The 14,481-nt window shown below is 48.4% G+C and carries 11 protein-coding genes; 2 read left to right on the top strand and 9 right to left on the bottom strand.

Features of this window, described 5'->3' with window-relative positions:
* Positions 1 to 137: 137 nt before the first annotated feature.
* Positions 138 to 1,118: a radical SAM protein gene (locus DWZ76_RS04230; protein ID WP_118471991.1), complete on the top strand. Its 981-nt coding sequence runs from the start codon at positions 138 to 140 to the stop codon at positions 1,116 to 1,118.
* A gap of 1,036 nt (positions 1,119 to 2,154) precedes the next feature.
* Positions 2,155 to 3,099 (top strand): DUF5688 family protein, encoded by a 945-nt coding sequence (locus DWZ76_RS04225; protein ID WP_118471990.1) that lies wholly within the window; start codon positions 2,155 to 2,157, stop codon positions 3,097 to 3,099.
* Here the strand turns inward: DWZ76_RS04225 and DWZ76_RS04220 are convergent.
* From DWZ76_RS04220 to DWZ76_RS04180, 9 genes are all read right to left on the bottom strand, one after another.
* Entirely contained in the window at positions 3,053 to 3,499 is a 447-nt protein-coding gene (locus DWZ76_RS04220) for a threonine/serine exporter family protein (RefSeq protein WP_227589434.1), read from the bottom strand. The two genes, DWZ76_RS04225 and DWZ76_RS04220, sit on opposite strands and share 47 nt — an antisense overlap.
* Complete coding sequence (locus DWZ76_RS04215) at positions 3,496 to 4,266, bottom strand: threonine/serine exporter family protein (RefSeq protein ID WP_107001060.1); 771 nt, start codon at positions 4,264 to 4,266, stop codon at positions 3,496 to 3,498. The genes DWZ76_RS04220 and DWZ76_RS04215 overlap by 4 nt, the downstream gene beginning before the upstream one ends.
* A gap of 17 nt (positions 4,267 to 4,283) precedes the next feature.
* The gene (uvrB, locus tag DWZ76_RS04210; RefSeq protein WP_118467275.1) at positions 4,284 to 6,275 is read right to left on the bottom strand and encodes an excinuclease ABC subunit UvrB; all 1,992 of its coding nucleotides are present in this window, start codon (positions 6,273 to 6,275) and stop codon (positions 4,284 to 4,286) included.
* A 284-nt stretch (positions 6,276 to 6,559) separates the two neighbouring features.
* Positions 6,560 to 7,747 (bottom strand): MFS transporter, encoded by a 1,188-nt coding sequence (locus tag DWZ76_RS04205; protein ID WP_118471988.1) that lies wholly within the window; start codon positions 7,745 to 7,747, stop codon positions 6,560 to 6,562.
* 280 nt (positions 7,748 to 8,027) lie between these two features.
* Positions 8,028 to 9,230 carry an adenosylmethionine--8-amino-7-oxononanoate transaminase gene (gene bioA / locus DWZ76_RS04200; protein WP_022359179.1) on the bottom strand — a complete coding sequence of 401 codons (1,203 nt, stop codon included), beginning with the start codon at positions 9,228 to 9,230 and terminating at the stop codon, positions 8,028 to 8,030.
* A 26-nt stretch (positions 9,231 to 9,256) separates the two neighbouring features.
* Positions 9,257 to 9,940 (bottom strand): dethiobiotin synthase, encoded by a 684-nt coding sequence (bioD, locus tag DWZ76_RS04195; protein ID WP_118471986.1) that lies wholly within the window; start codon positions 9,938 to 9,940, stop codon positions 9,257 to 9,259.
* Positions 9,941 to 9,943: 3 nt separating this feature from the next.
* A complete protein-coding gene (locus tag DWZ76_RS04190) occupies positions 9,944 to 10,492 on the bottom strand; it encodes a biotin transporter BioY (protein WP_243017776.1) in 549 nt (182 codons plus the stop codon).
* A 234-nt stretch (positions 10,493 to 10,726) separates the two neighbouring features.
* Entirely contained in the window at positions 10,727 to 13,246 is a 2,520-nt protein-coding gene (locus DWZ76_RS04185) for a ComEC/Rec2 family competence protein (RefSeq protein ID WP_118538353.1), read from the bottom strand.
* Between the two features lie 221 nt (positions 13,247 to 13,467).
* A complete protein-coding gene (locus tag DWZ76_RS04180) occupies positions 13,468 to 14,430 on the bottom strand; it encodes a GerMN domain-containing protein (RefSeq protein WP_107001067.1) in 963 nt (320 codons plus the stop codon).
* Positions 14,431 to 14,481 lie beyond the last annotated feature (51 nt).

Raw genomic sequence — 14,481 nt, 5'->3', positions numbered from 1 at the left:
CACTGCTCATCTTTCTTAGTAGAATAAATACATTATAACGATCGATTTTTCGGATTCAACACAGATTTGAACTATGTAAAAAAGCTTTGAAGGAATTACCTTTACAAAAAATCTTATAAAAAAAGGAAGCAAAACCTATGAACACATATATTCCCCTACCCAATTCAAGTGCCGGCTCGCCTGTCCAGTTCTCTGAACCAGCCGCCTACTCCTACGAAAGCTGCCATTGCTGTCCGCGAAATTGTCAGATCAACCGCACAAAAAAACAGGGCTGGTGTCACAGCCCTGCCGGTATCCGGGCGGCACGCGCGGCGCTTCATCCGTGGGAGGAACCGTGTATCAGCGGTCTGCACGGAAGCGGTACCATCTTTTTTTCCGGCTGCACACTGCGCTGCTGTTTCTGCCAGAACTACCAGATCAGCAGCGAAGGCTTTGGAAAAGATATTTCCGGAACGCGCCTGGAGGAAATTTTTCTGGAACTGCAGGCACAGGGCGCGCACAATATCAATCTGGTGACGCCGACGCAGTACCTTCCGTCGCTACTGCCCGTCTTAAAACGGGTCAAACCGCAGCTTTTCATCCCGATCGTCTACAACTGCGGCGGTTATGAGACGCTGGAGGCGGTTGATGCGCTGGCTCCCTATATCGATATCTGGCTGCCGGATTTAAAATATTACTCTTCCGAACTGTCCGCCCGCTATTCCGCCGCCCCGGACTATTTTCCGGTCGCCTCCGCAGCAGTCAAACGGATGATCAAGCACACCGGTCCGCTGGTATTGGAAGATTTCTCCGAAAATGGCCAGGCCTGCCAGCTCATGAAGCGCGGCGTGATCCTGCGGCATATGGTTCTTCCAAAACACAAAGACGATTCCATCCGCCTGCTCCACTGGATTCACGACAACCTCCCGGAGGGGCATTTTCTGGTAAGCCTTATGAGCCAGTACACCCCCTTCTACCAGAGCAGCAGATATCCGGAAATCAACCGTCGCATCACAAGCTACGAATACCAGAAAGTCGTCGATGCCGCGATTGAGCTGGGACTCACACAGGGCTTTATGCAGGAAAAAAGCAGCGCAAAAGAAGAATACACGCCGCCGTTTGAATTGCAAGGGATTTGATATTTATATAAGAAAAGATCCTTCTTGATGCCTTTCCATGAACCAGAAAAAGGGTATCGATAAATTGACATTTTATCGATACCCTTTAAACTATCTCGTCCATTGGATGATACCTCTTTCTTTGAACTTTTCCTTTATTCAATTTTGATTCCTTTTTCAACAATTTCTGAATCGTTCAATCTTATTTTTTTCTTTTTTCACTTATCTATCTCTCTTTTAAAAAACGCTTCTTTTTAATGATACTTTCTCGTCATATCACTAAACCGAATCCTGTTTCTAAATATGTATGATAGATGATTGACTGATTTTTACTTGTTGATTTTGGTTTTCCTTTGTTCAATTTTTTTATTAAAAAATTGAACCAGTTTTATGTTTTCGGTGGAATCAGCTCCCTTCTTTTTTTGTTTTATTTCTTGTTTCTTTTGATGGTTTTATTCTAATACATATGTCGCATTTTGTCAATACTAATTTTGTATTTTCTTGTTATTTTTCAGTTTTATTTCCACCACGAATGCCAGCTATTAGTTTTCATCTCGCAGTCACGCCATCTTATCTCTTTATTTACCATCGTTCACACATTATGAGCGTCATGCAAACTGTTACTGGGAACGTATGCGTGAACAGCAACAAATCCGCAACCAGAACTTCACTTTTCCCCTGTTATTTTTCTTGCCAATCTTCCCATTTTCCAGTATAATCATGATATCGGTGCATTTGGCACCTGCTTCTTTATATGCAGGCAATTTTTTCACATCTTACTGGTTCCTGCGATTCTCATGTTCAGTTTTTTCGATGATTTCCATGACCATTTTCATACTTACGCACTCAAAAGGTAAACGCTAAAACTCTGAACTTTTTATTTATTTTTTAATCACTAAGCAATCTTTCTTCACATCTCAAACTTCATGACTGCTTCTTGATTTGATTCCTTAAAACTTATTCACACGGGGAAACTGTTTCTCATTTTGCTGAAATTCATAACCTACATGAGCAAGCGGGCATCCCCTATCTGCAATTTTATTTCAGGAGGTACTCTATGGTCTATGAAACTTTTTTGAAAACAATCCAGTCGATGGTGCAGACGCGCCTCAATAAAAAAGCCAACGTCTCCCTGCGGCGGGTTCTGAAAAATAATGGACTGATGCTCGACGGGCTGAGCTTTACGAAACCCGGCTCACGGTTATCACCGACTGTCTATCTGAACGCCTACTATAATGAAGCGGAGGAAGGGATGCCGCTCTCCATTATTACCGATCAGATCCTGATGGTGTATGAGACAAATCCAGGATTTTCGGAGGATATCTGCGAGGAACTGCGTGATTTTGATGCCGTACGCGGCCGGATTGCCTACAAATTGATCCACGCCGCTAAAAATAAGGTGCTTCTCTCCCACATCCCACATATTCCGTATCTCGATCTGGCGATCGTTTTCTATCTGATCCTCACTGACAATGAGGAGGGACAGATGACGACCCTGGTACACAGCGACCATCTTGCCCTGTGGGATATTTCTCTGGAAGAGATCGGCATACTGGCGGAAGAAAACACACCTCGCATACTGCCGTACCACATCAGCTCCATCGAATCCACCCTCAATCAGCTCGAAATGGAGGACATCGTTGAAACGGAAGCTCTTCCATCGGTCGCTCTCTACGTTCTGACAAATTCGCGCGGCATCAACGGCGCTGCCTGCATGCTCTATCCCCGCGTCTTAAAAGAGTTTGCCGAAAGCCTGGGCGAAGATCTGATTATCCTTCCGTCCAGCATCCATGAAGTGCTTCTCACTCCCAGCAACGTCTCTCTTCCGCCGGAAGAACTCAATGAAATGGTTCAGGCGATCAATCAGTCGGATGTGCCCGCTGAAGAGCGCCTGTCAGATCATATTTATTATTTTAGCAGGATTCAGGGCTGTCTCTACCTGCCGCCCAGTTCCACTACGACGCTTTATTCCGGAGCAGACGGAACAGTGAATCCACAATAAAGATGGCAACCGCCATCGCCCCCGCTATCTGGATCGTCTGGATCAGATAAAAATTGTACCATTTTGTCTGTCCCTGTATCAGAAAATAGACGCTCCGGTAGATCGATGCGCCCGGCACCGTCGGCAGGATTCCTGCCACCAGAAAGATCGTGACGGGCGCTTTTAACACGCGTGCAAATACCTGGCTCAGCAGAGCCGCTGCCAGACTGGAAAAAAATGCCGCCGCCACCTGCGAGGTTCCCACCTGCATCGATACCAGGTACGCCAGCCATCCGGCACCTCCGGTAATGCCCGCATAAACCAGATATTTCCGCGGCATATCGACCAGCAGGGAAAAACCAAAAACCGCCAGAAATGCCCCCACGCTCTGGATCATCAATTCTCTTATCATCTCTGTCATACCGATCCTCCCGCCAGCCGGACTGCCACGATCGCCAGACCGACGCCCGACGCAACCGCCAGCGCCACCACGACTGCCTCCGCCATCCGCGCGACTCCCGAACTGTAATCTCCATTCAGCGTATCGCGGATTGCCGCCGTAAATGTGACCCCAGGCACCAGCGGCATGATTGCGCTGATAATCACTACATCCAGGCTCATTCCCAGAAATGCCCCACGGCGCAGCAGATACGCCGCAACCGCCAGTGCAAACGAGCCAAGTGCATTTTGACAGAAATCATTCAGCATAAGGTTGGACGCCGCCCGCAGGACAAACGCAAGAACGACTCCCACGACAGCCGCCACCAGGCATTCGCCCGGACCGCCTCCAAACATCACCGCAAAAAATCCCGTCGTTGCCGCATAGCCAATGCATTTCTTCCAGAATCCGTATAATGTCGTATTAGCAATCCGATCCAGTCGTTCCTGCGCCTCCCCGACGGACAATTTTCCGCTGCAAAATTCCCTTGAAACATTGTTTACCTGATAGATGCGGTTCAAATTCGTTGCCCGGTTTTCCACCCTTTTTACCAAGGTAAGCGGCGGAAGTGATGCATCCGCAATCGTCGCCACGATCCCCGTCGTCACGACAAACACATCTGCCCGTGCAATCCCTGAATGCTTTAAAATACGGTGAATCGTGTCCTCCACACGGTAGACCTCCGCTCCGCTCGCCAGCATGATCTCCCCCGCCCGGACCGCCATCTCCATCAGCGCGCCATATTCCATACCAACCACCCTCTGATTTACGAATTTTCCAAATCCAGCAACATTTTCTTGACCTCTACCATACGGTCACGCAACACGACCGCTTCCTCGAAATTCAGCTCGGCTGCCGCCTGATTCATCTTCTTCGTCAGTTCCTTTACAAGTTTTTCTAATTCCTGGCGATCCATCGATTCCAGATCCTTCGTTACCTTATTCGTAACCGGTTCGGCTGCCTGCGAGATCGTGATCAGATCCCGGACAGCTTTCTTGATCGTCGTCGGCGTAATGTGATGTTCCTCATTGTACGCCTGCTGAATCGCGCGTCTTCGCTCCGTCTCCTCGATCGCCGCCCGCATCGAATCCGTGATCGAATCTGCATACATGATAACATGCCCCTCAGAATTTCGCGCTGCTCGGCCGATCGTCTGAATCAGGGACGTTTCCGAACGCAGGAATCCCTCTTTATCCGCATCCAGAATCGCCACCAGCGCAATCTCCGGGATATCCAGACCCTCACGAAGCAGGTTGATGCCGACCAGCACATCGAAGACATTCAGACGCATATCCCGGATAATCTGGGCGCGTTCCAACGTGTCAATATCCGAATGCAGATATTTGACGCGGATTCCCGCATCGCGCATATAGTCGGTCAGGTCTTCTGCCATCCGCTTTGTCAGCGTCGTAACAAGCACCTTAAACCCTCGATCCACCTCCCGGTTGACCTCCGAAATCAGATCGTCGATCTGTCCCTCGACCGGTCTCACCTCAATCGGCGGATCAAGAAGTCCCGTTGGACGGATCACCTGCTCTGCCCGCAGAAGCTCATGATCTGCCTCATACTCGCCCGGTGTTGCTGAAACGCAGAGAATCTGATCCAGTTTGCTCTCAAATTCTTCAAAATTTAACGGTCGGTTATCCAGCGCCGACGGCAGGCGGAAGCCATATTCCACCAGCGTTTTCTTGCGCGACTGGTCGCCCGCGTACATACCGCGCACCTGCGGCAGCGTGATGTGCGACTCGTCCACAATCACCAGAAATTCATCCGGGAAATAATCCATCAGCGTACACGGCGGTTCTCCCGGTTTCGAACCAATCAGATGACGCGAATAATTCTCGATACCGGAACAGAAGCCTGTTTCCCGCATCATTTCCACATCAAAATTCGTCCGCTCCGCGATTCTCTGTGCCTCCAGAAGCTTATCCTCACTCTTAAAGTAAGCGACCTGCTCCTTCATTTCCTCTAAAATATTGTTTGCCGCAATCTCCATCCGCTCTTTCGGGATGACATAATGCGATGCCGGGAAAATCGCGATATGTCCTAACTGCGCCTTGATCTCGCCCGTCAGCGTGTCAATCTCTGTGATCCGGTCTACCTCATCCCCGAAAAACTCAATCCGGTACGCATCGCCGCCCGAATACGCCGGGTATACCTCCAGCACATCGCCGCGCACCCGGAACGAACCTCGCTTGAAATCCATGTCATTCCGGCTGTACTGAATGTCGATCAGCTTGTGAATGACCTCGTCGCGGTCCTTCTCCATGCCCGGACGCAGGGAAATAACCATGTTTTTGTAATCGATCGGGCTTCCCAGACCATAGATACAGGAAACCGATGCCACAATAATCACATCCTGACGCTCTGACAGCGCCGCCGTCGCTGAATGCCGCAGCTTATCGATCTCGTCGTTGATGGAGGAATCCTTCTCGATGTATGTGTCCGTGGACGGGACGTAAGCCTCCGGCTGGTAGTAGTCATAGTAGCTGACAAAGTATTCCACCGCATTATTGGGAAAAAATTCCTTCATTTCCGAATAAAGCTGGGCTGCCAGCGTCTTATTATGTGCAATAATTAACGTCGGCTTATTCAGCTTCTGAATCACATTTGCCATCGTAAACGTCTTGCCAGAGCCCGTTACACCCAGTAATGTCTGGAACTGATTTCCTTCCTTGAAGCCCTCCACCAGCTTTTCAATCGCCTGCGGCTGGTCGCCGGTCGGGCTGTATTCTGATACCAACTCAAAATGATCCATTGCTTTCTCCTGATTTGATATAATTCACAAATAAAGAATGTGCCTTTTTGTGTAATAGGGGATTCCAAGGAATTTCCTAGTACACAAAAAATCCCATTAAGTATTTCTATTATACCAAATCCACTCATGAATGTATACATAAAAGCAGAACAAATCAGTACAAACGTTCGATTTCAGATAACTGTTCACAGGTAGGAATTTTCTGAATTTTCTAAACTGAAGATTCCGTACGATACAGTTCTGGTTGCAGATTTTGCCGTCATTCCTATTATTGGTTTACTGTATTATTTCTTTCTTCCCGTGACTACTATCAGAACGATTCCTAATACTCCCATCATCCCAGCATACCCCACAAACGGCACGCTCACGCCCTCACTGAATCTTCCCATCCATTTCAGCACAAACGGCGAACACGCCGCTCCCAGATTGCAGCCGACCAGCACGATTGATGTGGCTGTATTGATAGAAGACTGCGGAATCTGCTCGGAAATCTGGTGGAAGGAATAGGTAACCAGAACGGTATAGAAAAATCCAACGATACTAATGCCAATTCCAATCAGCGGCAGATTGCCCGCATATGCGGTCAGAAGCATCCCCGCTCCAAGCATCAGGCATCCAACCCCCGGCAATTTTTCCTTCCACCACATCGTCAGTTTTCCAAAATAAACACCGGCAGCTATTCCCATCAGCATCATGAGCGTGAGAATGATGCTGGCTTCCGACTCCGTTCCAAGTTTCTTCTCCAAAATCAGCATCGGGACACGCAGGGAATTGGAACAGTAGATGCAGATGACAAATCCCGCAAACAGTGCATAAGCAATGGGCAGGACTTCTTTTTTCCAGCATTCTCTTTTTCCATCTGCCTCCGCTTCCAGACTTTCTTTCTCTGCCCCTGCACTCTGTGAGCCCGCACTCTCTCCCATCTCCATATTCCCCGGAACCCATACAAGATACAGAAGTACAATCACAAATCCGAGCGCGTACACCCAAAATGCCAGATTCCACCGGATCAACACCAATTTTCCAGCAACCAGCGTCATAACCGCGCTTCCCAGCACCTCCGCCGATCCGCGGTATCCGAGCAGCGCCGCTTTTTCCCTGCCTTCATAATATTCACTGAAAATGCTGATTGCTTTCGCATTAATGAGCCCAATCCCGATCCCCAGGAAAATCCTGGACGCGAACATCACCGGATATTCCTGTACAAACACCGGTACCATGCCGCTGACCGATAAAAGAAGCAGACCGCCCACAATCATTGGACGGTCTTTCATATAACGCGACAGCCATGCATTCAGCACGATCATGACAGTGATCGCAAACGACGGTGCTGAGATCAACATCTCCACCTGTGCGGTTGTATATTCACTGAAATGCTGCAGCAGCGATGGCAGCACGATCGAAACAGAATACGCCGATGTCAGTATCAATGACAGCGATAGCAGCGCTATTTTCTTCATTTGTTCTTTCATATTAATTTCTCCCCGAATGTAAGTTTTATACTAGAATTCTGATTGCTTCTGTCCTATCCATTCACAATCGCAGGCAACACAATCCATGTATCGTTTCTTAAAACAATACTCCATTCCTTTTATCATAAATGAAATTCATTCAGAAAGAAATACTTAATTTTTTTTTATTCTAAGATTTTTATTCTAAGGTAGATGTTTCACTGTTCACACATGTGTTCCCAGTAACGGGATTTTCAGTTCAGAAAATTCCTGCCTGTGAACGGTTACGTTTCTTCGTTACCTATCCCCGCGCAAACCAGTCTTTCATGCACTGAAGCACCTGCACCAGCTCTTCTTCCTTGATAATATACGGAACCATCGCGTACAGATAATTTAAGAACGGACGGCTGAACACGCCGCGTTTGTACGCATATTCCTGATACCCTTTCAGGACTGCCGGATCATATACCTCGACACAGACACATCCGCCCATCATGCGGACCTCCCTGATTCTCGGATCGGTAAATCCTTCCATCTCCCGGCGGGTGATAGCTTCGATCTTCTGAATCTTTTCCATATAGTTCTGCGTCTCAAACAGCTCGATCGAGGCAAGCGCTGCACTGCACGCGAGGGCATTTCCCATAAAGGTCGGTCCGTGCATCAGCGCATGTTCCGGGTTATCATCGAAAAATCCATCAAATACCTTTTTATTTGCCACAGTCGCCGCATGACCAATGTAACCGCCGGTCAATGCCTTTCCGAGGACCAGAATATCCGGAAGCACCCGATCTGCCACAAAGCGGTTTCCGGTTCTGCCAAATCCGGTTGCCACCTCATCAAAAACCAGCAGCACGCCGTACTTATCACAGAGTTCCCTTGCCTTCTCCAAAAATGAAATGTCGTACATCCGCATTCCGCCAGCACCCTGTAAAAGCGGTTCCACCAGCACGCAGTTCAACTTGTCATGATACTGTTCAAATGCTTTCTCCAGCGCCGGGATCTCAGTCGGAATGTGAACCACATACGGGCTTGCACCATAGGCTTTCAGCACAAAATGGTAGTCCTCATCATCGCCTGCCTCCATTGTCTTAAAGGTATCGCCGTGGTACGCGTGTTCCAACGCCAGAATCATCGTCCGCTTCTCATCGCCGCGGTTCATATAATACTGCAGCGCCATTTTCAGCGCTACCTCAACCGCCACGCTACCGGAATCTGAAAAAAAGCAGTAGTCCAGATCGCCCGGCAGCCAGGACGCCAGTTTTTCTGAAAGCCTGCGCGCCGGCTCATGCGTCAGCCCGCCCAGCATCACATGAGAAAATTTTTCTACCTGTGAAATAATTGCCTGATTGATCACCGGATGTTTATATCCATGAATCACACTCCACCAGGACGAAACCGAATCAATCAGCTTCTGATCCTTCGTGTAAAGATATACCCCGTTCGCATCCACGATCTCATAAGGCGCTTTCATTGTTTTTAACTGTTCATATGGATACCAGATCATTTTTCTTCTCCTTTTTATCTTCTTTCTTACGCATACAGCCCTTTCAGCGTCTCCACATCCATGGAAAGCTCCATATCTCCATCCGCCACACAGGCAACCACCGGAACGCCCGTGTAATATTCACACATTTTCCGGTTATCCTCATGAAGCAGATTTCCCGCCTCATAATGGTTGAAAATAATTCCCTTCAGGGCAATTCCCTGTTGTTTCAGATAATAGGCAGTAAGCCCCACGCCATTGATCGTCCCAAGCCCCGCATCTGCAATCAGCAGGCATCCAAGCCCGCACGCTTTTACTACTTCTGGAAGACGGATATCCGCCTCGTCTATGCAGAGTGGACAGAGAATTCCGCCGCTTCCTTCCATCGTCACATACTCATATTTTTCACAGACTTTGTGAAAATCTTCCAGCACCCGTTCCATCTGGACCGGGTTGCCCTCCAGACGGGATGCCAGATGCGGCGATACCGCCGTCTCGTACACATACGGACACATTTCCTCAAGCGGCTGCCCGATTCCCGACATTGTTTTTACCTGCAGGGCATCTCCTGGAATCAGGCTTCCATCCGCACGCCGCTCATTGCCGCTCATTGCCGCTTTATAATACGCCGCATTCACGCCGCTCTCCCGCAGTTTTTTCACAATCAATCCTGTCACATACGTTTTTCCAATATCCGTTCCCGTACCTGTTATAAAAATCCCCTTGCTCATCTTTTATCCAAGTCTCCCTCCCTGAATCAGCGGAATCATCCGTTTTCCTATGATGGCAGCCACAATACAGAGCACGATATCGCCCGGAACTGCCAGAACAAAGCAATATAAAAACAGCGCTCCTACGCCGATCGGCGAATTCAGATAGAAATTGCTGATCACGTAGTAATAAATCATTCCAAATGCATAGACAATAAAAAGTCCCAGAAAATTAGCTCCCAGCAGGCGCCGGTAACTCGGATGCGTCTTGGCATTGGCAATCTTACCATTCACATACGCCGCAACCGCAAATCCAATGATATATCCAAAACTCGGCTGGAAAATATATCCCGGTCCGCCGCCCTGAGTGAAAACCGGAAGTCCAATTAAACCTAATACGATATAAACCACAACCGCCAGCGCCCCGTTGACCGGACCTAAAAGCAGACCTGCCAGCATCGTAAATAAAAACTGCAATGTAAATGGAACCACCGGAACCGGTATCTTGATAAATGCTCCCACTGCAATCAGTGCGACAAACATCGCACACAAAACTAAATCTTTTGTCTTCATGTGTTTCAAACCTTTTTCCTCCTTGGGTATCTGAATGATTTCAGGCATCCGAAGCCATTCTATTCTCGCACATGTACATAAATTTCTCTCCGCAACCCCTGTTCCAACCATCTAAAACAGCAGCGGCCGTTCCAGATCCCGGGTAGTCGAAACAGATGCAGAACTGATTGCAAGCATAACATAGCCTTTTTCTATTGTCAACCTATTATTTTTATATAGTTAACAATTAGTTTTTTATCTGTTTTTATCTCTTTCCTTCCCATAATCTTGTTTCTTATATCCCTTGATATACATACGTTTCCCGTCCGTCCACACATTCACCGCCCCCGAATCCGCCGTTCTCCAGATCTCCGTCCCCGTCTGTTCCAGACGTTCCACCGCCTCCGGCGCCGGATGCCCGTAAGTATTTCCCTCTCCATAAGAGAGCACCGTGAAAGCTGGGGAAAAGCACTCCAAAAACTCCTCTGAGGAAGAACCGTTCGAACCATGGTGTGCAGCTTTTAACAGTGTCACCTTTTCCCCCTTTTTGTCCTCTTCCATCGCCAGAATTTCTCTTTCGTCCTCCACTCCAATATCTCCAGTCAGAAGCATACTAAACTTTCCATACGTGACATCAAACACCAGTGAATGACTATTTCGCTCCTCGGCCGGCTTTTCCCCCGCCTCCGGGTACAGGCACCGAAGCGCCAGGCTTTTCGCCCGCACCGTTTCTCCCCGATGCAGATAATAGACTTCCGCCCCCCGTTTTCTGGCAAGAGTTTCCATTTTTTTATATGCCTCCTGTCCTTTTCCCGCCGCCGGAAGTGCCAGATTCCGCACCCGGATATCTGCCTCCTCCTTCAAAAGCCATTCGATCCCGTTCGTGTGATCCGCATCCGCATGGCTGACCAGAATCCAGTCCAGCGTGCGGATTCCCTGACTTTTCAAAAATGGTTCCAGCACATTTTTCCCGATTTTTTTATCCTGGCTGCTGCCACAGTCCGAAAGAATTGCCTCATCCTGCGTCCGCAGAAAGACGCCGTCGCCCTGTCCTACATCGAGAAACCAGATCTGAAAGCCATGAACAGGCTGAACTACTAAAAAGACTACTGCCACAGCAATAAACACACTATTTTTTCCCTGTGCATTCCAGTCTTTTGGAAACCGAAAAATCCCTTTTCTCCCTAAATTATCTCTTGCTTCTCCCACACTCCATACATATCGAATCCCCAGCGCCACATAAAACACCCCTATTTTCCACATTTCCGGGCGTCCTGCCACGATGGAATGAAACGGCACGCGTTCCACCTGGATGCAAAGCCATTCATACAACTGAAAAATATAATGCCCCGGACCCGTACATGCACTTGCCGCTATTCTGAATATTTCTGGTATTTCTGATATTCCCGATGCCGCACCTCCAAAAGCCGAAAGTACTCCCGCAATGCTGCTGCCTCCGCCCATCCCCCCAATTTTTCCTCCTACAAACGCTATACTGTAAATTCCAAGCGCCAGCAGACCGCTTCCGGCTGCATACGTGAGAAGCGGTATCACGATCAGATTCAGAAAAATTCCCAACATCGGAAATGTAAAATAGTGATACAGCTGAATCGGCATCGTATAAAGCTGAATTGCCGAGCTGAGCATGAATGTTTCATATCCTTTCTTTTTTTCTTTCTCTTGTTCCTCCTCTTCCCGCTCTTTTCTCTTTTTTCCCACTTTCCGCAGCCGCTCCGTCTCCAGCCCAATCGCGGCAACCGCGCCATAGGAAAGCTGCAATCCCGCCGAAAAGAGCAGATACGGCGACTGCCACGCCTGTAAAATCAAAGATAGCGACAGCGCACTCAGCAGATCGTAACTCCGCCCCAGATATGCCGCCAGACAGGACACCTCTACCATAAATACCGCCCGGAATACCGATGCTCCAAATCCGGTTACTAAACCATAAAAGGTAAGAAGCGCTGAAGCACCCAGCCCCGCCCATCCATACGATATGCCCCAAAAACGCAGTGCGCTGTAAACGCTCATGCCAATCAAAGAGACATGAAGCCCGCTGACTGCCAGAATATGTGCAATCCCATTATCCTGAAACCGTTCGCGCAGCTCTTCCGATAACCCGGATTTATCCCCCAGCAAAATTGCCTGGAAAATCCCTGCATCTTCTGGAACACAGATTTCCTGAAAAACAGCCGTCGCGTACGCCCGGAAGCATTCTGCCTGACTTCGGAGAGGGGAACTTTTTCCTTCTGAAATAAAAATCCGATCCGCCGTTACCCGGTTTCTGATTCCTAGTCCCCGATAATACATCCGATACGAAAACTGCCCCGGATTGCGCGCTTCTTCCAGAAACTCAGCAGTTCCCGTCAGATGAATCTGACTTCCGCAGGGTGGCAGAACTTTTTCTTCATACTTCTCCAGTAAATCTCTTTTACACGATATCAGTACCTTTCTTACACTTTCATCCTCTACCTCCACCCCCGTCAAAATCATCGTACACCAGCCATTTTTTTCCGAAACAGAATCCAGTGTTCCAGATACCGCCACCTCTGCCGAACCGCCCTTCTGCGTTACCATCCGTTCCAGCACATCCGGGCGCATTTCCACCATCATCCGTCCCCATCCTGCCAGGAAACAGAAAAACAGCAGAAAGACACGGCACATCATCGGATCTTTCCAATTCCAGACGCGTTCTGCGTCTGTCTGAAAGTCCGAATCTACCCGTCCTTCTGCTGTTTTTATAACTGCAGGTGAAAAAGAATGTGCCTTGTGTTTCATAGGACACAATTTCCTATGAAACACAAAAAGCGCTGCTGCAATTATAAAACACACCGTCATGCCCATCTGGTACGCTGCGACCTCTCCAAGTACGAAAGCCACCATCATCCACATTACCGGTCGTTTGATATTCAATTCCTCTTTTCTTGTATTCTACAAAACATCAACAAAATCCCATTGCTGCTCTCTTCCAAACATGGCATATACATTCTGTCTGACAGTTACTTCACAATATACTTCTCCTCTCTCTCCAGAGGCTGCACCAGCGAAATCACATTCCGGTACGTCACATCTGCCGAGCCATTGACCGTGATCTGTACTTTATTTACCGTCTGAAGCTCTGTCAGCGAATCGACGATCGCGTAAATCGGAATATACTCCGCCACATCGATATCCCCGGAAATAAAACTGCTATCCAAGTTGACATAGCAGGTATTATCTGTCAGTGATACGTTTAATACCTTTGTATTTTTCGGCATCACTGAAAGCCCGCCATTCTGGGAACCTGCCAGCAGCTGTTCCACTACCAGGCGTTCCAGCGACGTGTTCATACTGTGAAATACTTCCCGTTTTTCTGCCACCAGACCATCTTTTTCTTCATTGGCAAAATACAGGGTCAGCTCTACTTTTTCATACGAATTGACATCCGAAATACTGTCTACAAAATCACTTCCTGCGATCGCGCCCACCGGGTTTCCATGTGTGTCCAGGAGCGGCTGTCCCTCGCAATTAATGCTGATATAATCGACTCCCTTAACCTGTGTAAAGGTCTTTGCCAGCGCCGCCCGGCACAGAATCTCCCGCGACGCTTTCGTATTCATATATTCCTGATTAAAATTCAACGTCAGCACGTTATTGTCCCGGTTAATATCCAGGAATTCAACCTTATCGCTTAAAACTGCCTGATACTCCGGGTTTTCCGGTGCCGCAAGGATCTGCCCCGCCAGCTCCCCGATCAGGATCTCAGCGTCCGCCGTCTCCGTCTGATAGGAAACACTCGCCAGCCCCGTGCGCGTCGAATTGAGATAATAAATCTGATAGACGCCGTCCTCACCCGCCGTCGGATGCACCTCTTCTTTTTTTCGGCATCCGCTCAGAAGAAGCAGACATGCCAGGCAAAGGATCAGCCACAAACTTACGCTTCCTGCCCATTTTCCAGAGCTTTTTTTTCTTATTTTCTCCATTTATTATTTCCTGTTGTTATTTTGCAATCTATCTCACAATAGACATTGCCC

The sequence above is a fragment of the Clostridium sp. AF35-15 genome (assembly GCF_003477745.1).
Classification (GTDB): domain Bacteria; phylum Bacillota; class Clostridia; order Lachnospirales; family Lachnospiraceae; genus Otoolea; species Otoolea fessa.
The sequence above is the reverse complement of the archived record's forward strand: the minus strand, read 5'-3'. Positions and strand labels throughout refer to the sequence as shown.